Here is a 21,354-nt window from a genome sequence, read left to right on the forward strand (position 1 = left end):
TGCCTGGCGGCTTTAGCGCGGTGGTCCCACCTGACCCCATGCCGAACTCAGAAGTGAAACGCCGTAGCGCCGATGGTAGTGTGGGGTCTCCCCATGTGAGAGTAGGGAACTGCCAGGCATCAAATTAAGTAGTAAGCCGGTGCATTAATCCGGTGGTTACAGAAGTATTCGGTGGAGCGGTAGTTCAGTCGGTTAGAATACCTGCCTGTCACGCAGGGGGTCGCGGGTTCGAGTCCCGTCCGTTCCGCCACTTATTAAAAGCCCTGAGCTAACGCTCAGGGCTTTTTTCTTATCTGTCGTTTGATTGTTGCGAAATTAACAAAAATCCTCTGCGTTTCACGATCTTTTTCGTCATAACAACTACAGCGATAATTCTCCTCAGTTTATGAACATAACGATTGAGGAATCATATGACTATCCCTGCACTGGGTCTGGGCACTTTCCGCCTGAAAGACGATGTTGTTATTGCATCTGTTAAAACCGCACTCGAGTTGGGCTATCGTGCTATTGATACGGCGCAGATTTATGATAACGAAGCTGCCGTAGGCCAGGCCATCGAAGAGAGTGGCGTACCGCGCGACGAACTTTTCATCACCACTAAAATCTGGATTGAGAATCTCGGCCAAGACAAGCTGATCCCAAGCCTGAAGGAAAGTCTGAAAAAGCTGCGTACTGACTATGTTGATCTTACGCTGATCCACTGGCCATCACCTGACGATGCCGTCTCTGTGGAGGAGTTCATGCAGGTGCTGCTGGAAGCGAAAGAGCAGGGCTTAACGCGTGAAATTGGCATCTCTAACTTCACCATCCCGTTGATGGAAAGGGCGATTGCGGCAGTGGGTAAAGAGAATATTGCCACCAACCAGGTTGAACTCTCTCCTTACCTGCAAAACCGCAAAGTCGTGGACTGGGCGAAACAGCATGGTATTCACATCACCTCGTACATGACGCTGGCATATGGTAAGGCGCTGAAAGATGAAGTGATTGCACGCATCGCTGAAAAACACAATGCGACAGCCGCACAGGTGATCCTGGCATGGGCGATGGGTGAGGGCTATGCCGTGATCCCGTCTTCAACCAAACGTGAAAACCTGGCAAGTAACCTGTTAGCGCGGGATCTCCAGCTTGATGATGAAGATAAAAACGCGATCGCTGCACTGGAATGCAACGATCGTCTGGTCAGCCCGGAAGGGTTAGCACCAGACTGGGATTAATAAAAGCCCTTCCTCTGTACCCTTAAACCCTCACACAGCTCCTCCGGGAGCTGTTTTTATATGTTCGCTAAGGAAGTCGATAAAAGCGCGTATGCGCGTACTTACCGCTCTGTCACTGTAATACACTGCGCTAAAAGGCATCTCTACAGGTAAGCGTTTGTCAGCCATCAGTTCTACAAGCTGACCCGCAGCTATTTCCTTATCGATCATATAGTCTGATAAACAGGCGATCCCATTTCCTTCAAGACAAAGCTGTTTCAGCGTTTCTCCGCTATTAGACGAAAGTCCGCAAGTGATCTCATGAAGTTGTCCGTCATGACAGGCCACGGGCCAGGTGTTCAGCGAGACAGGTTCCGTAAAGCCCAGGCACAGGTGCTGCTTCAGCTCCTCAACAGTCTCCGGTTTGCCATGCTCTGCAATATATTGCGGTGACGCGATAATTTTGCGGTAGCTGGTGAACAGAGGGCGAGCGCGTAAACTTGAATCCGTCAGGGTTCCCGCGCGGATCGCCACATCAACTTTACGCTCAATCAGGTTAATAAACGTCTCTGAAGAGACCAGGGACAGAGTCATCTCCGGATAACGTTCCCGGAATGGCTTGATTAACGGCATCAGAAAATGAAGCACGACCGGCGTCGCCGCATCAATGCGTAGCAATCCACGCGGAGTGCTACGCGACTCCATTATTTCCGTCTCAGCTGCCGCCATCTCCTGCAAAACGGATTGTACGCGGCGAAAATAACGTTCACCTTCTTCCGTCAGGCTGAGCTGCCGCGTTGTTCTGTTGAGCAGACTTACCCCGAGCTTCATCTCCAGCTTTTTCACCGAGCGGCTGATGGCGGAGTTCGCCTGCCCGAGCTGTTCGGCCGCACGGCTGAAGCTGCCGCTTTCAACAACGGCAACAAAGATAGTCAGTTCTTCCGATGTGGCTTTCATTATTGCATCATCCGCAAAATTCTATTGAGATTCTAACCATTTTTGTTATTTAAACACTGGCGCATACTGCCTGTCATCTTAATCCTTAAGAGACGGAGTATTTATGCCACTGGCGCTTCTTGCCCTGACGATCAGTGCCTTCGCAATTGGCACGACCGAATTTGTTATTGTAGGACTTGTTCCCACTATTGCTGAACAACTCGCCATTTCGCTGCCTTCTGCCGGGCTGCTGGTATCTATTTACGCGTTAGGCGTCGCTGTTGGGGCGCCTGTGCTGACCGCACTGACTGGACGCTTTCCACGTAAACAACTGTTAGTTGCCCTGATGGTGCTCTTCACCGCCGGCAATATTCTGGCGTGGCAGGCTCCGGACTACACCACTCTGGTCATTGCCCGTTTGCTGACTGGCCTCGCACACGGTGTCTTCTTCTCCATCGGCTCCACGATTGCAACCAGCCTGGTGCCAAAAGAGAAAGCGGCGTCAGCCATTGCGATTATGTTTGGCGGCTTAACCGTCGCGCTGGTCACCGGCGTGCCGTTAGGAACGTTTATTGGGCAACATTTTGGCTGGCGAGAAACCTTCCTCGCGGTATCGCTGTTGGGCGTAATTGCTCTGGTAGCCAGCCTGCTACTGGTGCCCTCCAGTATTCCGGGGCGCGCGAGCGCCAGCCTGAGCGATCAGGTTAAGGTTCTGACACACCCGCGCCTGCTGCTGATCTATGCCGTTACGGCTCTGGGTTATGGAGGTGTGTTCACTGCGTTCACTTTCCTTGCACCGATGATGCAGGAACTGGCTGGTTTTTCTCCGGGCGCAGTGAGCTGGATTTTACTGGGCTACGGTATCTCCGTCGCAATCGGCAATATCTGGGGCGGCAAGCTTGCAGATAAGCATGGTGCGGTACCGGCGCTAAAATTTATCTTCGCCGCGCTGGTTGTCCTGCTGATGATTTTCCAGTTCACCGCGTCGATACAATACGCAGCGCTGGTAACTGTGTTGGTTATGGGAATATTCGCGTTTGGTAACGTACCGGGATTGCAGGTCTATGTTGTACAGAAAGCCGAACGCTATACGCCCAATGCGGTGGATGTCGCATCCGGCCTGAATATCGCCGCATTCAATATCGGTATCGCACTCGGATCGGTTATCGGCGGGCAGACGGTTGAACACGTTGGATTAACCCAAACGCCATGGATTGGTGCGGTAATTGTGCTTGTCGCTTTCCTGCTTATTGGTCTGAGTGGACGGCTTGATAAACCCGCTCGTATCGCGCTTGGATAAGTATCAGTAAGTGCTTGCTTACAAAACTGGAAAGCGGTTTCTCAGTAATTGCGTTGAAAGTGTGACCTAAAATCCCTATAACATTAGAACCAGTCCGTTTTCCGGGCTGGTTCATGTTACAGAGGTCGTTTCCAAAAGTGCGAAAAAATACCTATGCCATGCGTTATGTTGCCGGAATGCCCGCGGAGAGGATCTTGCCTCCGGGGTCGTTTGCGAGCCTGGGTCAGGCATTACCAGCGGGCACGCCATTAAGCAGTGACGAAAAAATTCGCGTACTGGTGTGGAACATCTTTAAACAACAGCGTGCGGAGTGGTTATCCGTACTTAAAAATTTTGGTAAAGATGCGCATCTGGTTCTGTTACAGGAGGCGCAAACCACGCCTGAGCTGGTCAGGTTTGCAACGACAAACTATCTTGCAGCCGATCAGGTGCCTGCCTTTGTTCTGCCACAGCATCCTTCTGGGGTGATGACCCTTTCAGCCGCACATCCGGTCTATTGCTGCCCGCTGCGTGAACGTGAGCCAATCCTGCGTCTGGCAAAATCGGCGCTGGTCACGGTCTATCCGTTGCCCGACACCCGTCTGCTGATGGTGGTAAACATTCATGCGGTGAACTTCAGCCTGGGTGTTGATGTGTACAGTAAGCAGTTACTACCCATTGGCGATCAGATTGCTCATCACAGTGGGCCGATCATTATGGCCGGGGACTTCAATGCCTGGAGCCGTCCACGTATGAACGCGTTGTACCGCTTCGCGCGTGAAATGTCGCTGCGTGAAGTTCGTTTTAACGATGACCAGCGCAAGAAAGCGTTTGGTCGTCCTCTCGATTTTGTCTTCTATCGGGGTTTAAGCGTGCACGACGCCTCCGTTCTGGTGACGCGCGCCTCCGATCATAATCCTCTACTAGTTGAATTCAGTCCCGGCAAACCTGATAAATAATGGTGCGTCAGGTCTGCCGTGGGGCAGGCCTGTGCGGGTGCTGCCCTTTATTTTTTAACCCATAAAAGGACAGCAACATGACAACAACACACTCCCATCATGACAACGTCGAAAAACAGTTTGGTTCTCAGGCAAGTGCCTACCTGAGCAGCGCCGTGCACGCCTCTGGCCGCGACCTGGTGCGTCTCGGCGAACGGCTCGCCGCGTTTCCTGACGCGCACGTGCTGGACTTAGGCTGCGGGGCGGGGCACGCCAGTTTTACCGCCGCACAGCAGGTTGCTCAGGTGACGGCATATGACTTATCGAGCCAGATGCTGGATGTGGTTGCTGAAGCGGCGAAAGCGAAAGGGCTGAATAACGTCACGACGCGCCAGGGCTACGCTGAATCTTTACCCTTTGAGGATGCGTCGTTTGAGGTTGTGATTAGCCGTTACTCTGCACACCACTGGCATGATGTGGGGCAGGCATTACGGGAAGTGAAACGCGTGCTCAAACCGGGCGGAATCTTCATCATCATGGACGTGATGTCTCCCGGACATCCGGTACGAAATATCTGGCTCCAGACGGTTGAAGCGCTGCGTGATACCTCGCATGTGCAAAACTACTCCAGTGGAGAGTGGCTTACGTTTATCACCGAAGCCGGCTTGATTTCACGCTCATTGATAACCGACCGTTTGCCGCTGGAGTTCACATCATGGATTGCACGGATGCGCACACCCGAGGCATTGACTCAGGCGATCCGATTGTATCAGGAGAGCGCCTCTGCTGACGTGAAGGCGTACTTTGAACTGCATGATGATGGTTCGTTTACCAGCGACACCATTATGGCTGAAGCGCAAAAAGCGGGATAAATAAAAAAGGCACCGAGGGGAATCGGTGCCTTTTTAACAAGCGATCGTACTATCAGGAATCTGGCGTAGCGCTGTTTTTCACAAACAACGTCAGCTGGTCGCCAGGTTGCAGGTTGTCAGTATCGTTGTTCCAGCGCATCACATCTTTGATGTTTACGCCGTGACGCTTAGCAATACTGGACAGCGAGTCGCCTTTACGTACGCGATAGGTAATGCTATCGCTGTTCTTAGCGAGACGCTGTGCGCTGCTACCTGCACCTACGGTCAGCGTTTGACCCACTTTCAGACCAGATCCGCGCAGATTATTCCACTGCTGGAGATCTTTCGCATTCACGCCAAGACGTGATGCAATACCTGAAAGCGTATCACCTGAACGCACCTTATAGCTGCGGCTGCTTACAGGCGACGTATCAGCGATCAGCGTGGACTGAACGGCTGCAATTTCACCCGAAGCTAAAGACTCTCGTAACTGTTCCGCATGTTTCTGCGGAACCATCACATAGCCAGGGCCACTAGCGCCCAGCGTGGAGCCTTTAACACCTGCATTAAAGGTTTTAAGCTTACTTACCGACATACCCGTCATATCGGCAACCTGTTGAATATCAACCGGGCTGCTGAGGCGGACACGCGCCAGTGCACGACTTTCGTCTGGTGTTGGCAGTTGTACACCGTAACGTTTGCTGTTCTTGAGAATATCGCCCAGTGCCAGCATTTTCGGTACGTAAATCTTTGTTTCCTGTGGCAGTGAGAGCGACCAGAAGTCTGTGGGTTTTCCACGCGCTTTATTCGCTTTCATTGCCTTCAGTACACGACCTTCACCACTGTTATACGCCGCGACGGTCAATAACCAGTCGCCGTCAAACATCTTGTTCAGACGTTGCATCATGTCGAGAGCGGCTGTCGTTGAAGCGACAACATCACGACGCGCATCGTAGTTGCGGGTCTGCTTTAAACCATAATTTCGCCCTGTGCTCGGAATGATCTGCCAGATGCCTGCTGCATTGGCGCCAGACGTCGCGTGCGGGTCAAAAGCGCTCTCCACTATGGGTAGTAGTACCAGTTCCATAGGCATGTTACGTTTCTTAACTTGCCCGGCTATCCAGTACATATACGGCTCTGCCCGTAATGTTACATCGTGGAGATAGCTCTTATTTCTCAAATACTTCTGTTTCTGTTCGCGAATCCGGCTGTTTTCCGGAATTCCCATCTTTAGCTCGTCGCCAATAGAGGCCCACAAGTCTTGTTCCTGCGCGAAGGATGTCCCATCGTCCAACCATCGCGCCTGACTCGTAAACTTCCCTGCTTCCCCTTGACCAGCCGCAGAAAGGCTCTGTGCGTGCTGTTGTACGTTGCTGCCGTTTTGTGACTGGCAACCTACAAGCAGGACAGAGGCGAGTAATATCGCTTTTGCCTTCATGTGTGTGTCAATAGTTGCTTAAAAGACGAGCGATGATAACGGCGAAATTTTGAAAAGGCAACCCGCAATTATCTGAAGTTATCTTTCTTTGACCTTAACCATGCAAATCGCGCTTCAGGTTGTAACAAATTTGTTTCTTGATTAATTTTATTAATTAAATCAACATCATCAGTTCTTAAAAATAAATTTATTTGTCGCTCATTTTTCAGAATTACGGGGAGTGTTTTTTGGTTTTTTGCACGTAACTCCTTCACTTTCTGGTAATAATCCTGAATCGCCCGATCCTCAGGCAGCACGCTTGCAGCAAACTTCATATTCCCTAATGTATACTCATGTGCGCAACAAATTACGGTGTCGGCTGGCAGCGCATTAATTTTTTGTAAAGATTGATACATCTGTTCTGGCGTGCCTTCAAACAGCCTTCCACAGCCGCCAGAAAACAGCGTGTCGCCACAAAACAGATAAGGTTTGCTGTAGAAACAGAGATGACCGGAAGTGTGACCTGGCGTAGCAAATACGGAAAACTCCCACCCGAGGATGAGGATACTTTCGCCTTCTTCGACAACTTGCGTTGTACCCTTATCCTGTGTCTCTGCTGGTCCGTAGACGGGTAGATGGGGATAGCGCGCAAGGAGATCGGGAACACCGCCGACATGATCGTGATGGTGATGGGTAAGGAGGATCGCCTCCGGCTGCCAGCCGTTTTCTTTAATCGCGTGCAGGATCGGTGCGGATTCGCCTGGATCAACAATGATGCATCTGCGATCGTCGTCGACTAAAACCCAGATGTAATTGTCCTGAAAGGCGGAAATACTGATAAGATTCATGCATTACCTCTTATAGCGTGGCGGGTGTTTTGATGAAACCGGCAAGGATACCTCAGACTGTCGCACCACCGGAACGTTGGGCAGAGTTGCCCTGGGGTGAATATTATCGCGAGGCCTTAGAACTTCAGCTTAAACCCTGGCTCGCGAAAATGTATGGTTTTCACCTGCTTAAGATTGGCAATCTGAGCGCAGAAATCAATACCGAAAGCTGCGCTATCTCGCATCAGGTTAGCGTATCGCTTAATGGCTCCCCGGTTCAGGTGAAAGCGGATCCGCTGCATTTGCCGTTTGCGGAAAAATCCATTGATGCCTGTCTGCTCGCCCACACGCTGCCCTGGTGCAGCGATCCCCATCGTCTGCTGCGGGAAGCCGACCGCGTTTTGATTGATGACGGCTGGCTGATCCTGAGCGGTTTTAATCCGCTGAGTCTGATGGGGCTACGTAAACTGACGCCCGTTCTGCGTCGCACGCCGCCTTATAACAGCAGGATGTTTACCATGATGCGCCAGCTGGACTGGCTTTCACTGTTAAATTTCGAAGTGCTAAGCTACGGGGGTTTTCAGGTCATCCCCTGGACGCGTAAAGGCGGGGTCTTATTAAGTACCCATTTACCCGCGCTGGGCTGCATGCAATTTATTGTCGCGCGTAAGAGGACGATCCCCCTTACGCTCAACCCGATGAAGCAAAGCAAATCAAAAACGCGGATCCGCCAGACCGTGGGGGCCACGCGGCAGTACAAAAAACCGTGATCAGGATTCAGGTTGATAACCTGCATCCTCATGGGTCGGGTTGGATGCCGCCGCGCGAGCCAGCTCGTCACAGCGTTCGTTTTCAGGATGACCGGCGTGCCCCTTTACCCACTCCCATTTGATTTCGTGCTGACCGAGGGCGGCATCAAGACGCTTCCAGAGATCGACATTCTTGACGGTTTTTTTCTCTGCCGTTTTCCAGCCCCGCTTTTTCCAGTTGTGGATCCATTGGGTAATGCCCTGGCGGACATACTGGCTGTCGGTACTCAGCACCACGTCACAATGTTCTTTTAACGCTTCCAGCGCCACGATGGCCGCCATCAACTCCATGCGGTTGTTGGTGGTCAGGAAATAGCCTTCACTAAATGTTTTTTCATGCTGGCGATAGCGCATAATGGCGCCATAGCCGCCGGGCCCTGGGTTACCGAGACAAGATCCATCGGTGAAAATTTCTACCTGTTTACGCATCTCTGGTAGACTTCCTGTATTTGAAACGTTCAGTAAAACGATAAGTCTGACATAAATGACCGCTATGAGCACTGCAATTACTCGCCAGATTGTTCTTGATACCGAAACCACCGGTATGAACCAGATTGGCGCCCACTACGAAGGGCACAAAATCATTGAGATTGGTGCCGTTGAAGTGGTGAACCGTCGCCTTACGGGCAACAACTTCCACGTTTACCTTAAACCCGATCGGCTGGTGGACCCGGAAGCGTTCGGCGTTCACGGAATTGCCGATGAGTTTTTGCTGGATAAGCCCACCTTTGCCGACGTCGCAGATGAATTTCTCGACTACATCAGAGGTGCGGAACTTGTCATTCATAACGCGTCGTTCGATATCGGCTTTATGGACTATGAGTTCAGCAAGCTCAACCGTGATATTCCGAAGACGAATACGTTCTGTAAAGTCACGGATAGCCTGGCGCTGGCAAGGAAGATGTTCCCCGGCAAGCGTAACAGCCTTGATGCCCTGTGCTCTCGCTATGAGATAGACAACACCAAGCGAACGCTGCACGGCGCGTTGCTCGATGCCCAGATCCTGGCCGATGTCTACCTGACCATGACCGGCGGGCAAACGTCGATGAAATTCAGTATGGAAAATGAATCCCAGCAGACGCGGGATGAAGGGGGAATTCAGCGTATTGTGCGTCAGGCGAATCGCCTGCGGGTTGTTTTAGCCAGTGATGAAGAACTGATGAACCATGAATCTCGTCTCGATTTAGTGCAGAAGAAGGGCGGAAGCTGTCTGTGGCGCACGTGAAAATGTGCTGAAACGTTTGTTAAATCACCGTTTGGGTGAATTTTGCAGCAAACGATTCAAAACCTGAGAAAAAGCGTTGACGAGTTCAGAGGCAAACCGTAATATTCGCCTCGTTCCCCAAACGGGAACAGTGGAGCGGTAGTTCAGTCGGTTAGAATACCTGCCTGTCACGCAGGGGGTCGCGGGTTCGAGTCCCGTCCGTTCCGCCACTATTCAGAAAGCCTGAGTCAGAAATGATTCAGGCTTTCGTCGTTTTATAGTCCCTCGAATATTGTTTATTCCTCTTTTTATTTCCATTAACAAAAAGTTAATAAATACGGTGCATTTTATTAACAAGTGCACGATTTTAGTGCATTATTTGCACTGTTTTTGTGCGTTTTTTGCTCATCCTTACCTTCGCGCCCATCTTCTTATGTAATAATTATGTAAAATAATTGGTAGGAAATCATTCGGTTACCGATCATTTTTCAGAAAATTAACGAACCAATACGCTATTGGTTCGTTAATTGCTTAATTACTAGCACGTTAAGTTCTGCGTCATATCAATAACTTATTATTAATAAAAATAAAGCAATGATGAAAGCGAGCGAACCAATATGGAAAAGCCTTCACGGTTTTTAGCTAATTCCAGTACCGCGCTTGAGCAGCTGCGCGGGCTTATCAACCAGCACGAGTCAACACCAGGCATTCCGCTGCCCACTGAACGTGAGCTGTCGGACACTCTCGGCGTAGGCCGACGTGAAGTGCGTCGCGCGCTGGACGTGCTGGAAGAGGAAGGGCGTATCTGGCGCAAGCAGGGCAAGGGTACCTTCATTGGTCCATCTGCCCCGGTTGAGCCGTTGGCGCTTCAGGGATTGGTTCAGCAAACCAACCTGCTGGAAGTCATGGAAGCTCGACTACAGCTCGAACCCGGCTTAGCCCGACTTGCGGCACTGCGTGCCACCAGGGAAAACCTCGCGCTCATGCAGCGTATGCTGGAACGCATTAATAAGGTCAGCCCGGATGACCGCGATCTCAACGAACTGTGGGATAGCGCCTTCCACCGCGCCATTGCGGAGGCAGCAGGTAACCGCCTGATGCTTGGGCTTTTTGATGCGATAGATGCCGTCCGCCGGGAGCCTGGCTGGCAGCATTTACGCGAACTTGCCCGCACCCCTGAACGTGTCGATAGCTACAACGACCACCATCACAAAATCATGTCAGCGATTATTCATCGCCAGCCTAACGAAGCAGCTGCCGCCATGCGCGAACACCTGCTCAGCCTGCAAACCGCCCTGATTCAGGCTATTCACCTTGAGGACGATTCCACGCTATGACGACGATACCCTTTAAGGACTCCACGCCCGTACTGCGGCTGCAAAACCTCAACGTTAAATTCGCGGGCTCGCCGGTGAGCGTGCTCGACGATATCTCGCTGACGGTCAGGGCGGGAGAAACGCTGGCGCTGGTAGGCGAGTCCGGCTGCGGTAAAAGCATCACTTCCCTGGCGCTGATGGGGTTATTACCTGCCAGCGCCCGGATCGTCAGCGGGGAGATGAATTTCCGCCGCCAGGATCTGCGCAAGCTCTCGCCGCGGGAGTATGCCGATCTGCGCGGCAGCGAGCTGGCGATGATATTCCAGGAGCCCATGACCTCGCTCAACCCGGCCTTCACGCTTGGCGATCAGCTCAGTGAAGCGGTGATGCGCCATCAAACGATCTCCCGGGCTGAGGCGATGACGGTTGCGCTACAGATCCTGGAGAAGGTGCAGATCCCGGCAGCAGAGATGCGCCTTAAGGCTTACCCGCATCAGCTTTCCGGCGGTATGCGCCAGCGCGTGATGATTGCGATGGCGCTGATAAACCATCCCAAACTACTCATTGCTGACGAACCCACTACCGCTCTGGACGTGACCATTCAGGCGCAAATTCTCTCCCTGCTCAATACTTTAAAAGAAGAAACGGGCACGGCGGTGCTGATGATCACCCACGATTTAGGCGTGGTGGCTGAAGTCGCGCAGCAGGTGGCGGTGATGTATGCCGGACAGGTAGTGGAGCAGGGGAGTGTTGAAGCCCTGTTTGCCGATCCGCAGCACCCCTATACCATTGGCCTTATGGGTTCCCTTCCTTCTATGGGTGCGCGTAAAGGCCAGCTATCAACTATTCCCGAATCGGTCCCGCTGCCGGAATCCATGCCTCAAGGCTGCCGCTTTGCCACCCGATGTCCCTTCGCGCAGACGCGCTGTCATGCTGAAAAACCACCGCTCACTACGCTTGGTACGGGCCATCAGGTTGCCTGCTTCCGCGTGCCGCTCGAACACCACATTGCCCTGGGAGAGACCGCATGACCATGCCCATTCTTGAAGCCCGCGATCTGAGCAAGCTTTTCCCCGGCCCGAAAAAACTGTTTACGCCGGCCCGCTTTGTCACCGCTGTCGACCGAGTTTCGATGTCGGTGATGCCTGGCGAAACGCTGGCAATTGTCGGCGAGTCGGGTTCCGGGAAATCTACCCTTGGTCGTCTGCTGCTGCGCCTGCTGGGCGCCAGCGAAGGGCGGGTATTTTATCAGGGTGAGGAGATCACCCACGCCTCGGGCGCCCGTCTGAACCAGCTCCGGCGTGAGCTACAGATCATCTTTCAGGATCCCTTCGCTTCGCTGAACCCGCGCATGACGGTGGAGCAAATTGTCGGTGAGCCGCTGTGGCTGCACCAGAACATGAAAAAAACGGATCGCCAGTACCGCGTCTCCGAGCTACTCAGGACGGTCGGCTTGCCCTCAGCCTGGGCCGGGCGTTATCCACACGAATTTTCCGGCGGGCAGCGTCAGCGTATCGGCATTGCGCGCGCGCTGGCGTCAGGCCCAAAGCTGCTGCTGGGTGATGAGCCGGTTTCTGCGCTGGACGTTTCCGTTCAGGCACAGGTGGTTAATTTACTGGAAAGCCTGAAGCACCAGTTGGGGCTAACGATGGTGATCGTCGCCCACGGGCTGGCGGTTATCCGTCATATGAGCGACCGCGTGGCGGTAATGTATCTTGGGCAAATCGTCGAGCTGGCCACCGTCGACGACATCTTCGACGCACCGTTGCATCCTTATACCCAGGCGTTGATTGCCTCAGCGCCGCAAATGCAGCCAGGCGTAGCGCGGGATACGCCGCTGTTGCAGGGTGATTTACCGAACCCGGCTAACCCGCCGTCCGGCTGCCGTTTCCACACCCGTTGCCCCTACGTTACAGATGAATGCCGCCAGATCGAGCCGATTAATCAGGTGCTCGACGGCGGACGTCAGGTTGCTTGCCATCGCTGGCAGGAGATCAATCGCGATCGCAGCGTTATCCAGATCGCACCGCCATCCGCCGCTTTTCTGCGCCGCCGCGCGCTGTTTGAACACGCGGCCACTCACTCCTCCCTTCCTTCAAGGAACTCATGATAATGACAATGCGTAATTCTCTTTTGACCGTACTGGGAAGTGTTATGTTGCTTGGCGCGGCGCTGCCCGCCCATTCTGAAAGCGTGCTGCGGATCGGCCTGGGGGCCGACCCGGATATGCTCGACCCGCATCTGGCGCGCACCTACTATGGCCGTTTCGTGTTTGCCTCCCTGTGCGACAGGCTGGTGGACGTCGACGAGCACCTGAAAGTGGTGCCGGGTCTGGCAAAATCCTGGGCCTGGAGCGAAGATGGCAAAACGCTGACTATGGATCTACGCGAAGGTGTGACCTTCCACGACGGTGAAAAATTTGATGCCGCTGCGGCAAAATACAACCTCGACCGCGCCCTGACCCTCAAAGGCTCCTTGCGTAAAAGCGAGATCTCATCCGTTGAATCGGTCGAGGTCACCGGCCCGATGCAGATTGCGCTGCACCTGAAAACACCGGATGCCGCGCTGCTAATGCAGCTCACCGACCGCGCGGGCGCGATGATGGCACCCGATGCGGCGAAAAAGCCTGACTTTGCCGCCCATCCCGTCTGCTCCGGTCCATACAAATTCGACAGCCGCGTGTCGCAGGACCGCATCGTTCTGACCCGCTTCGACAACTACTGGAACAAAGACGCCTATCACTTCGACAAAATCATCTATCTGCCGATCCCGGATGCCTCCGTGCGTCTCGCGAACCTGCGCGCGGGCGATCTCGACCTGACCGAAGGCATTGCCGCCAGCGACGTCAAAACCGTCGAAGCCGACAGCAAGCTGGCGCTGGCGAAGGTCACCGGTCTGGGCTATCAGGGGATCACCTTCAATATTAACAACGGCAAGGTGCCGGCCAACGATCCGTTCAAAGATGCCCGCGTGCGCGAGGCATTTTCTCAGGCAATCGATCGCGATGCCTTAAACCAGGTGGTCTTTGAAGGGCTCTACACCCCGGCAAATCAGGCGTTTTCACCGGTCAGCCCGTACCACGTTAACCTGCCGGTCCCGCCGCGCGACGTCGATAAAGCCAAAGCGCTGCTGAAAGCCGCCGGTGTAACCACGCCGCTGAGCGTCAATCTGCTGGTGCCGAACAACCCAACCTCGCAGCAGGTGGGACAGGTATTGCAGGCGATGGTGGCAGAGGCGGGCTTTAACCTGAACCTGCAAATGACCGAGTTCGCCACGCTGCTGGATCGCCAGCAGAGCGGTGACTACCAGTTGAGCTTCTCCGGCTGGTCGGGGCGCCCGGATCCGGATGGCAGCATTTACGGCTTTATCAACAGTAAAGGCACCCTGAACGACGGCCGATACAGCAACGCGCAAATCGATGAATGGCTGACTCAGGCGCGTCAGAGCACCGACCAGGCCGCACGCCAGCCGCTGTACGACAAGGTGGTGAAGCAGCTCCAGACCGACATGCCGATTGCCTACCTCTACTTCGAGCCGCGCATTTTTGGACTGAACAAGAACGTGCAGGGCTTTAAGCCGTACCCGGACGGCATCGTGCGTCTGGCCGGTTTGACGCTGGCAAAATAAACGTCCTGAGGAGAACCCATGCTGGAACTGATTTGCAAACGTCTGCTGCTGGCCGTCCCGACGCTATTGCTGGTGAGCATGATGGTGTTCGGGCTGCAAAAGCTGCTGCCCGGCGACCCGCTGATCGCCATGGCCGGGGAGGAGCGCGATCCGGCGGTCATTGCCCAGCTGCGTGCTGAGCTTAATCTGGATGCGCCGATCCCCGTGCAGTATTTCCATTGGCTAACGCGCGCGCTGCAGGGCGATCTGGGCGTCTCCTTGCGCACGCATGAACCGGTCACGCAGCTGATTGCCAGCAAGCTGCCGGTCACGCTGGAGCTCTCTCTGCTGGCGATGATCATCGCGCTGGTGTTTGGCATCAGCATGGGGATCCTTGCGGCGGTGAATAAAAACAGCTGGGTCGATCACGGGGCGAACTTTGTGGCGATCTCGGGGATATCAATTCCGCACTTCTGGCTGGGGATCCTGCTGATTCTGGTCTTTTCGGTGAACTTGCAATGGTTACCTGCGTCCGGTTATGTGCCATTCAGTGAAGATCCGATCCAGAACCTGCGCACGCTGCTGCTACCCGCGTCCGTGCTCGGAACCGGACTGGCGGCGACGCTGATGCGCCATACCCGTGCGTCGATGATTGCGGTACTGAAGGCGGATTACATCCGCACCGCGCGCGCTAAGGGGCTGCTGCCGAAAGCAGTGATCCTGAAGCACGCCTTTCGCAACGCGCTGGTGCCTGTAATCACCCTCACCACGCTTCTGTTCGGCGAGCTACTGGGCGGCGCGGTGCTGACCGAGCAGGTCTTCACCATTCCGGGCTTTGGCAAAATGATCGTCGACTCGGTGTTCAATCGTGACTATGCGGTGGTGCAGGGCGTGGTGCTGATCGTGGCGATCGGCTTCCTGATGCTCAATCTGCTGGCCGACGTGCTCTACGTCCTTATCAACCCGAAAATGCGAGGTTAACCATGGCGGAACTGACGACGCAAACCGTTGCCCCCACGCTGCCGCGCGCGCAGAACCGGGTGCTGAAGAAATTTCTCGGCAATAAAAGCGCGGTGATTGGCGCGCTTGTGGTGGGCTTTTTTGTCCTGGTGGCGCTGCTGGCGCCGTGGATCGCCCCCTTCGACCCGGTCAAAGCCAACTTCCTGGCGGTGCGCAAAGCGCCGTCGGCGATGTACTGGTTCGGCACCGACGAGCTGGGGCGTGACATCTTATCCCGCATTATTTGGGGGGCGCGCACCTCGCTGATGGCGGGCTGTATGTCGGTCATTATTGCCGTGGTCATCGGCGTGCCGCTGGGGCTGGTGGCGGGCTACTTCCAGAAGATGTGGGACGGCGTGATCTCGCGCTTTATTGAGGCCTTGCTGGCCTGTCCGTTCCTGATCATGGCGATCGCGCTGGGGGCATTTTTGGGCCCAAGCCTGACGAATGCGATGATCGCCATTGGTCTCTCGGCAATGCCGATTTTCGCCCGGCTGACGCGCGGCCAGGTGATCGCCATTCGCAACGAAGAGTATATCGACGGCGCGCGGGCGATTGGCCTGCCGGATCGCTGGATCATCATTAAATACGTCCTGCCAAACGTGATGTCGCCGATCCTCGTGCAGGCCACGCTGGCGATCGCCTCGGCGATTATCGCCGAAGCCAGCCTGTCGTTTTTGGGGCTGGGACAGCAGCCGCCAAATCCGTCCTGGGGCTCCATGCTCAACACCGCGAAAGGGTTTCTGGAGCAGGCTCCGTGGATGTCCGTTTTCCCCGGCGTGGCGATTTTCCTTGCCGTGCAGGGCTTTAATCTACTCGGCGACGGGCTGCGCGATGCGCTCGATCCGCGCCACGACTAAGGAGTCATGATGACCAAAGCGCTTGATTTTACGTCCGGTTACGATTCACGCCGCCCGCCGATGCTGGGCCATAACGCGGTTGCCACGTCGCAGCCGCTGGCGGCGCAGGCGGGGATGAAGATGCTGCAACTGGGCGGCAATGCCGTCGATGCAGCCATTGCCACCGCGATGGCGCTGACGGTGGTTGAGCCGACCGGCAACGGGATCGGCAGCGACGCCTTTGCCATCGTCTGGGACGGTGAAAAGCTTCACGGCCTCAACGCATCAGGCCGCTCGCCGGCCAGCTGGCATGCGGATCTGTTTGCCGGAAAAAGCGCAGTGCCGGAAATTGGCTGGGACGCGGTGACCGTGCCGGGAGCGGTATCCGGCTGGGTCGCGCTGGCGGAGCGCTTCGGCACGCTGCCGCTGACCACGCTGGCGCAGCCTGCCATTGACTACGCGCGCAACGGCTTTCCCGTCTCGCCGCTGATTGGTCATCTCTGGCAGCGAGGCTATAGCAAGCTGAAAGATCAGCCGGGCTTCAGCGCCTGCTTCGCGCCGGAAGGCCGCGCCCCGCGCGTGGGGGAAATCTTCCGTAACCCGGCGCAGGCGAACTCGCTGGAGCTGATTGCCAAAACTAACGGTGACGCGTTTTACCGCGGCGAGCTGGCGCAGAAAATCGCTGCTTTTGCCAAAGAACACGGTGCGCATCTGACGGCAGAGGATCTGGCAAACCACCGCGTGGACTGGGTTGACCTGCTGTCGCGCGACTTCGCGGGCGGTTCGGTGCAGGAGCTGCCGCCTAACGGTCAGGGGATCGCCACGCTGATTGCGCTCGGCATTCTTGAGCAGTGCGGCATTGAGAAGCATCACCCGGATTCCGTGCAGTCTCTGCACCTGTCCATTGAGGCGATGAAGCTGGCGCTGGCGGATCTCGACCGCTACGTTGCGGATGAAGAACACATGGCCTTCGCGGCGAAAGAGCTGCTGAGTGACCATTACCTGAAGTCGCGCGCGGCGCTTATTAACCACGATAGCGCCTCTGATTTTGTCTACGGTTCCCCGACGCAGAGCGGTACGGTTTACATCAGTACCGCGGACGCCAGCGGGATGATGGTCTCGTTTATTCAGTCCAACTATATGGGCTTCGGTTCAGGCATTGTGGTGCCGGATACCGGGATCAGCCTGCAAAACCGGGGCTGCGGCTTTGTGCTGGATCCTGCGCACCCGAACGCGCTGGCGGGCAGCAAGCGCCCGTTCCACACCATCATTCCGGGATTTGCGATGGACGGCAACGGCAAGCCGCTGATGTCCTTCGGCGTGATGGGCGGGCCGATGCAGGCGCAGGGGCACATGCAGATGGCGCTGCGCATTATGCTGCACGGGCAAAACCCGCAGGCGGCAATCGATGCCCCGCGCTGGCGCGTGGTGCAGGGCAGGGAGGTGATCGTCGAATCAACGTTCGATCGCAATACTATCGCGGCGCTGCGCGAGCGCGGGCATCAGATCGTGGTGGAAGATCCGCTTCAGGATTATAACTTCGGCGGTGCGCAGGTGATTTACCGTATGCCGGAAGGGCACTACGTGGCCGCGACGGAAAGCCGCAAAGACGGGCAGGCGCTGGTGAGTTAATTAACGCCCGGTGGCGCTGCGCTTACCGTGCCTACGCTGTGCTTTTTGTAGGCCGGGTAAGGCGCAGCCGTCACCCGGCTTTTTTTCAACCAATGCTAAACGGATCTGCATCCTGCCAGGCCGGAAACTTCTCCCGATACTCCTTTAACGCCGTTAACGAGATCTCAGCGTCAATTCGTGTTGCCTGATGCGGCTCGGCGGTGGCAATAATCTCACCCTGCGGACTTATCACCCGGCTGTCACCGCGATAGTGATGCCCGTTGCCGTCCGTTCCCACGCGGTTACAGCCAACGACATAAGCCTGATTTTCAATCGCGCGCGCGGTCAGTAAAGCCTGCCAGTGCAGGGAGCGTGGGGCGGGCCAGTTGGCGACGTACAACGCCAGGTCATAATCGTTGCGGTTGCGCGACCACACCGGGAAGCGCAGGTCATAGCAGACCAGCGGCAGAATACGCCAGCCGCGCCATTCAAATACCACGCGTTCGCTTCCGGCTTCATAATGTTGATGTTCGTCCGCCATGCGGAACAGGTGGCGCTTATCGTAGAAATGGACTTTTCCTTCCGGCTCAACCAGCAGGAAGCGGTTGACCGGTCCGCGCCCGGTCTGGAGTGCGACGCTACCGGCAATCAACGCATTTGTTTCCTGCGCCCTGGCGTGCATCCAGGCCACCACCTCGTCCTGCGGCATGGACTGTTTTGCTGCCTCCATCGCGAAACCTGTGGTAAACATCTCCGGCAGGACAATCACATCGCGTCCGGTAATCTCTTCCAGCTGGCGATCAAAATGGCGAAGGTTGGCGGGGCCGTCCATCCACACTAAAGGTTGCTGCAAAACAGAAATCTTTAAACCAGGCACGATACAGGCTCCTTAATAAACACTTTTTGACACTGTAGCACGTCATTACCAGAAAATGTGGCAATAAAAAACCCCGCGCGGGGCGGGGTTTGTGGGAGCAAAAGGCCTTATGCCGCTTCAGGTTTGCGGTGTTTCTCTGGCAGCTTTACCGGCTGTGTCGCCAGCTCTTCAGGTTCGAAATCATCCACATTAATACTGCGCAGACGGCTCTCTTCGGCTTTCACCAGAATCGCAGCTTCGCTGTTGTCGATGATGCCACCTGCCAGCGCCTGTTTTGCCAGCTCATCCAGTCGTGTAAACGGCAGGTTTTTGCCCAGCTGTTTGCAGATCTTCTGATGAATCGGGTCGGCGGCCATCACGTCAAGCAGCGCCTCTTCCAGCAAACCTACCGGGTTATGCGGGGTAGGTGCCAGATATTGACCCCGACCAATACGAGAGCGGGTTGCGCTCGGTACCTGGAGGATCTTCGCTACCTTGTGATCCAGCTTGTCGGACGGCGCCAGGTGATGACGACCGGTCGGGAAGATCACCACGCGCAGGGCACCCGCTACGAAGCGGTTCGGGAAGTTCGCCAGCAGATCGTCAATCGCCTGTTCGGCCTGATACATCGCATCCTGCACGCCCCAGTGCACCAGCGGCAGATCCGCTTCCTGACGGCCTTCATCGTCGTAGCGTTTCAGCACCGCAGAGGCCAGGAAGATCTGGCTCAGCACATCACCCAGACGGGCGGAGATGCGTTCGCGACGCTTCAAGCTACCGCCCAGCACCGCCATGGAAACGTCAGACAGCAGGGCCAGGTTGGCGCTCAGACGGTTCAGATGCTGGTAGTAACGTTTGGTCGCATCGCCGGTTGGCGTCGCGCTGGTCAGCCCGCGCGTCAGGCCCAGCCAGAAGCTGCGCACCTTGTTGCTACCGACGTGACCGATATGTTTGAACAGCAGTTTGTCGAAGGCATCCACATCATTATTCTGCGCGGCAGCCATCTCTTCCAGCACGTACGGATGGCAACGAATCGCACCCTGGCCGAAGATCATCATGCTGCGGGTCAGGATGTTTGCCCCTTCCACGGTGATGGCAATCGGCGCACCCTGATAGCCGCGCGCCAGGAAGTTGCCTTCGCCGAGCATGATACCTTTACCGCCTGCGATATCCATTGCATCAATAATTGACTGCTGTGCGCGGTGGGTACAGTGATACTTCACAATCGCCGACAGCACGGCGGGTTTTTCGCCCAGCATAATGCCGTAGGTAATCAGCGAGGCTGCGGCGTCCATCACGTAGGCATTGCCCGCAATACGCGCCAGCGGCTCTTCGATACCTTCCATCTTGCCGATGGAGATTTTGAACTGACGGCGGATATGCGCGTAAGCCCCAATCCCCATCGCCACCGATTTCAGACCGCCGGTTGAGTTCGACGGCAGGGTAATGCCGCGGCCCACAGACAGACATTCCACCAGCATACGCCAGCCCTGCCCGGCCATTTTCGGGCCACCGATGATGTAGTCAATCGGAACAAAGATATCCTGACCGCGGGTTGGACCGTTCTGGAAGGGTACGTTCAGCGGGAAGTGACGGCGACCAATTTCAACGCCCGGAGTCGAGGTTGGGATCAGCGCACAGGTAATACCCAGCTCTTCTTCACCGCCCAGCAGTTTTTCCGGGTCAGAGAGTTTGAACGCCAGGCCCAGCACCGTGGCGATAGGTGCGAGGGTGATATAACGTTTGTTCCAGGTCAGGCGCATGCCCAGCACCTGCTGGCCCTGCCATTCGCCCATGCAAACCACGCCGGTATCAGGAATTGCGCCGGCATCGGAGCCTGCCTCCGGGCTGGTCAGCGCGAAGCACGGAATTTCCTGACCACGCGCCAGACGCGGCAGGTAGTGATCTTTCTGCTCTTCTGTACCGTAATGCTGTAACAGCTCGCCCGGGCCTAAGGAGTTTGGCACGCCAACGGTGATCGCCAGGATCCCGGAGACACCCGCCAGTTTTTGCAGCACGCGAGCCTGAGCGTAAGCGGAGAATTCCAGACCGCCATACTCTTTCTTAATGATCATCGCGAAGAAGCGATGCTCTTTCAGGTATGCCCACAGCTCAGGCGGCAGGTCGGCCATTTCGTGAGTGATGGCAAAGTCGTTTGCCATGCGGCACGCTTCTTCTACCGGACCATCAATAAAGGCTTGTTCTTCGGCGGTCAGACGCGGCTGCGGATAGTTGTGAAGCTTTTTCCAGTCGGGGTTGCCCTGGAACAGATCGCCTTCCCACCAGGTTGTACCGGCGTCAATCGCTTCTTTCTCTGTACGCGACATCGGCGGCATCACTTTACGGAATCCCCTGAACACCGGCGCAGAGATCATTGACTTACGCATCGGCGTCAGGTTGAACGGCAGCAAAATGATGGCCAGGGGAACAAGGACCCAGATATTCCACAGGCCAGCGACGCCAAGTGCAGCCGTCCAGGCCAGAAGAATCAGGCTACTCAGGAATAAACTGACACGGTGATAGAACAACACACCGAGCAGCACAACGGTTGCGAAAATGCTCAAAATCATCATAAAGAAAAGCTCCCTTGCTTGTAGGAGGTCTGACCACTTGTGATGATATGGTTGTAGTTGATGTCATTTCCTTTAGCAATGTGCTTACAAAATAATTACA

General features: G+C 55.4%; 19 protein-coding genes, 2 tRNA genes and 1 rRNA gene. 16 read left to right on the forward strand and 6 right to left on the reverse strand.

Annotated elements, in window-relative coordinates:
- Positions 1-2 precede the first annotated feature (2 nt).
- The 3 genes from rrf to dkgB all read left to right on the forward strand — a co-directional run bounded on the left by rrf (position 3) and on the right by dkgB (position 1,214).
- Positions 3-118 (forward strand): 5S ribosomal RNA (gene rrf, locus SK50_RS06690).
- 55 nt (positions 119-173) lie between these two features.
- Positions 174-250, forward strand: a tRNA-Asp gene (locus tag SK50_RS06695).
- 160 nt (positions 251-410) lie between these two features.
- Complete coding sequence (gene dkgB, locus SK50_RS06700; protein ID WP_017694474.1) at positions 411-1,214, forward strand: 2,5-didehydrogluconate reductase DkgB; 804 nt, start codon at positions 411-413, stop codon at positions 1,212-1,214.
- Positions 1,215-1,244: 30 nt separating this feature from the next.
- Here the strand turns inward: dkgB and yafC are convergent, their stop codons facing one another.
- The gene (yafC, locus tag SK50_RS06705; protein WP_015571393.1) at positions 1,245-2,150 is read right to left on the reverse strand and encodes a DNA-binding transcriptional regulator YafC; all 906 of its coding nucleotides are present in this window, start codon (positions 2,148-2,150) and stop codon (positions 1,245-1,247) included.
- Positions 2,151-2,253: 103 nt separating this feature from the next.
- Between yafC and SK50_RS06710 the strand changes: the two genes are divergently transcribed.
- The 3 genes from SK50_RS06710 (at position 2,254) to SK50_RS06720 (ending at position 5,218) form a co-directional block, all read left to right on the forward strand.
- Positions 2,254-3,429, forward strand: coding sequence for an MFS transporter (locus SK50_RS06710; protein WP_017383719.1), 1,176 nt, complete (start codon positions 2,254-2,256; stop codon positions 3,427-3,429).
- 137 nt (positions 3,430-3,566) lie between these two features.
- On the forward strand, positions 3,567-4,367 hold the full coding sequence (locus SK50_RS06715; protein ID WP_026080641.1) for an endonuclease/exonuclease/phosphatase family protein: 801 nt from the start codon (positions 3,567-3,569) through the stop codon (positions 4,365-4,367).
- A gap of 77 nt (positions 4,368-4,444) precedes the next feature.
- Positions 4,445-5,218 carry a class I SAM-dependent methyltransferase gene (locus tag SK50_RS06720; protein WP_015571390.1) on the forward strand — a complete coding sequence of 258 codons (774 nt, stop codon included), beginning with the start codon at positions 4,445-4,447 and terminating at the stop codon, positions 5,216-5,218.
- A gap of 52 nt (positions 5,219-5,270) precedes the next feature.
- On the opposite strand, the gene mltD is transcribed toward SK50_RS06720, so the two are convergent.
- Together mltD and gloB are read right to left on the reverse strand one after the other, a co-directional pair.
- Complete coding sequence (gene mltD, locus SK50_RS06725; RefSeq protein WP_023295957.1) at positions 5,271-6,635, reverse strand: murein transglycosylase D; 1,365 nt, start codon at positions 6,633-6,635, stop codon at positions 5,271-5,273.
- A 68-nt stretch (positions 6,636-6,703) separates the two neighbouring features.
- Positions 6,704-7,462: a hydroxyacylglutathione hydrolase gene (gene gloB / locus SK50_RS06730; RefSeq protein WP_032102816.1), complete on the reverse strand. Its 759-nt coding sequence runs from the start codon at positions 7,460-7,462 to the stop codon at positions 6,704-6,706.
- A gap of 32 nt (positions 7,463-7,494) precedes the next feature.
- Between gloB and SK50_RS06735 the strand changes: the two genes are divergently transcribed.
- Entirely contained in the window at positions 7,495-8,211 is a 717-nt protein-coding gene (locus SK50_RS06735) for a class I SAM-dependent methyltransferase (RefSeq protein WP_017383714.1), read from the forward strand.
- Here SK50_RS06735 and rnhA read toward each other — a convergent pair whose 3' ends face one another.
- Positions 8,212-8,790 carry a ribonuclease HI gene (gene rnhA / locus SK50_RS06740; RefSeq protein ID WP_181010111.1) on the reverse strand — a complete coding sequence of 193 codons (579 nt, stop codon included), beginning with the start codon at positions 8,788-8,790 and terminating at the stop codon, positions 8,212-8,214.
- On the opposite strand from rnhA, the gene dnaQ reads away from it, so the two are divergent.
- The 9 genes from dnaQ to SK50_RS06785 all read left to right on the forward strand — a co-directional run bounded on the left by dnaQ (position 8,744) and on the right by SK50_RS06785 (position 17,846).
- Positions 8,744-9,475 carry a DNA polymerase III subunit epsilon gene (dnaQ, locus tag SK50_RS06745; RefSeq protein WP_003863237.1) on the forward strand — a complete coding sequence of 244 codons (732 nt, stop codon included), beginning with the start codon at positions 8,744-8,746 and terminating at the stop codon, positions 9,473-9,475. The genes rnhA and dnaQ overlap by 47 nt on opposite strands.
- Positions 9,476-9,607: 132 nt before the next feature.
- Positions 9,608-9,684, forward strand: a tRNA-Asp gene (locus tag SK50_RS06750).
- A 387-nt stretch (positions 9,685-10,071) separates the two neighbouring features.
- Positions 10,072-10,791, forward strand: a complete 720-nt coding sequence (locus SK50_RS06755) for a FadR/GntR family transcriptional regulator (RefSeq protein WP_015571386.1) — start codon at positions 10,072-10,074, stop codon at positions 10,789-10,791.
- Positions 10,788-11,801 (forward strand): ABC transporter ATP-binding protein, encoded by a 1,014-nt coding sequence (locus SK50_RS06760; protein WP_048229218.1) that lies wholly within the window; start codon positions 10,788-10,790, stop codon positions 11,799-11,801. The genes SK50_RS06755 and SK50_RS06760 overlap by 4 nt, the downstream gene beginning before the upstream one ends.
- The gene (locus SK50_RS06765) at positions 11,798-12,880 is read left to right on the forward strand and encodes an ABC transporter ATP-binding protein (RefSeq protein WP_015571384.1); all 1,083 of its coding nucleotides are present in this window, start codon (positions 11,798-11,800) and stop codon (positions 12,878-12,880) included. Before SK50_RS06760 ends, SK50_RS06765 begins: the two co-directional genes overlap by 4 nt.
- A 2-nt stretch (positions 12,881-12,882) precedes the next feature.
- Positions 12,883-14,397 (forward strand): ABC transporter substrate-binding protein, encoded by a 1,515-nt coding sequence (locus SK50_RS06770; RefSeq protein WP_023295959.1) that lies wholly within the window; start codon positions 12,883-12,885, stop codon positions 14,395-14,397.
- A gap of 18 nt (positions 14,398-14,415) precedes the next feature.
- Positions 14,416-15,357 carry an ABC transporter permease gene (locus SK50_RS06775; RefSeq protein ID WP_015571382.1) on the forward strand — a complete coding sequence of 314 codons (942 nt, stop codon included), beginning with the start codon at positions 14,416-14,418 and terminating at the stop codon, positions 15,355-15,357.
- A 2-nt stretch (positions 15,358-15,359) separates the two neighbouring features.
- Positions 15,360-16,235, forward strand: a complete 876-nt coding sequence (locus tag SK50_RS06780; protein WP_015571381.1) for an ABC transporter permease — start codon at positions 15,360-15,362, stop codon at positions 16,233-16,235.
- Positions 16,236-16,244: 9 nt separating this feature from the next.
- Positions 16,245-17,846 carry a gamma-glutamyltransferase family protein gene (locus SK50_RS06785; protein ID WP_017383118.1) on the forward strand — a complete coding sequence of 534 codons (1,602 nt, stop codon included), beginning with the start codon at positions 16,245-16,247 and terminating at the stop codon, positions 17,844-17,846.
- 85 nt (positions 17,847-17,931) lie between these two features.
- On the opposite strand, the gene SK50_RS06790 is transcribed toward SK50_RS06785, so the two are convergent.
- Both SK50_RS06790 and fadE read right to left on the reverse strand, forming a co-directional pair.
- Entirely contained in the window at positions 17,932-18,702 is a 771-nt protein-coding gene (locus SK50_RS06790; protein ID WP_017383119.1) for an amidohydrolase, read from the reverse strand.
- A 107-nt stretch (positions 18,703-18,809) separates the two neighbouring features.
- Positions 18,810-21,254, reverse strand: coding sequence for an acyl-CoA dehydrogenase FadE (fadE, locus tag SK50_RS06795; RefSeq protein WP_023295961.1), 2,445 nt, complete (start codon positions 21,252-21,254; stop codon positions 18,810-18,812).
- Positions 21,255-21,354 lie beyond the last annotated feature (100 nt).

It is taken from the genome of Enterobacter sp. BWH64 (genome assembly GCF_001037645.1).
Lineage (GTDB): Bacteria > Pseudomonadota > Gammaproteobacteria > Enterobacterales > Enterobacteriaceae > Enterobacter > Enterobacter hormaechei_C.

Coding starts and splice junctions, on each gene's coding strand:
- SK50_RS06720 (WP_015571390.1), top strand. CDS start 4,445: ATGACAACAACACACTCCCATCATGACAACGTCGAAAAACAGTTTGGT.
- SK50_RS06760 (WP_048229218.1), top strand. CDS start 10,788: ATGACGACGATACCCTTTAAGGACTCCACGCCCGTACTGCGGCTGCAA.
- SK50_RS06785 (WP_017383118.1), top strand. CDS start 16,245: ATGACCAAAGCGCTTGATTTTACGTCCGGTTACGATTCACGCCGCCCG.
- SK50_RS06765 (WP_015571384.1), top strand. CDS start 11,798: ATGACCATGCCCATTCTTGAAGCCCGCGATCTGAGCAAGCTTTTCCCC.
- SK50_RS06775 (WP_015571382.1), top strand. CDS start 14,416: ATGCTGGAACTGATTTGCAAACGTCTGCTGCTGGCCGTCCCGACGCTA.
- SK50_RS06780 (WP_015571381.1), top strand. CDS start 15,360: ATGGCGGAACTGACGACGCAAACCGTTGCCCCCACGCTGCCGCGCGCG.
- SK50_RS06710 (WP_017383719.1), top strand. CDS start 2,254: ATGCCACTGGCGCTTCTTGCCCTGACGATCAGTGCCTTCGCAATTGGC.
- fadE (WP_023295961.1), bottom strand. CDS start 21,254: ATGATGATTTTGAGCATTTTCGCAACCGTTGTGCTGCTCGGTGTGTTG.
- yafC (WP_015571393.1), bottom strand. CDS start 2,150: ATGAAAGCCACATCGGAAGAACTGACTATCTTTGTTGCCGTTGTTGAA.
- SK50_RS06770 (WP_023295959.1), top strand. CDS start 12,883: ATGACAATGCGTAATTCTCTTTTGACCGTACTGGGAAGTGTTATGTTG.
- dnaQ (WP_003863237.1), top strand. CDS start 8,744: ATGAGCACTGCAATTACTCGCCAGATTGTTCTTGATACCGAAACCACC.
- SK50_RS06755 (WP_015571386.1), top strand. CDS start 10,072: ATGGAAAAGCCTTCACGGTTTTTAGCTAATTCCAGTACCGCGCTTGAG.
- dkgB (WP_017694474.1), top strand. CDS start 411: ATGACTATCCCTGCACTGGGTCTGGGCACTTTCCGCCTGAAAGACGAT.
- mltD (WP_023295957.1), bottom strand. CDS start 6,635: ATGAAGGCAAAAGCGATATTACTCGCCTCTGTCCTGCTTGTAGGTTGC.
- SK50_RS06735 (WP_017383714.1), top strand. CDS start 7,495: ATGAAACCGGCAAGGATACCTCAGACTGTCGCACCACCGGAACGTTGG.
- gloB (WP_032102816.1), bottom strand. CDS start 7,462: ATGAATCTTATCAGTATTTCCGCCTTTCAGGACAATTACATCTGGGTT.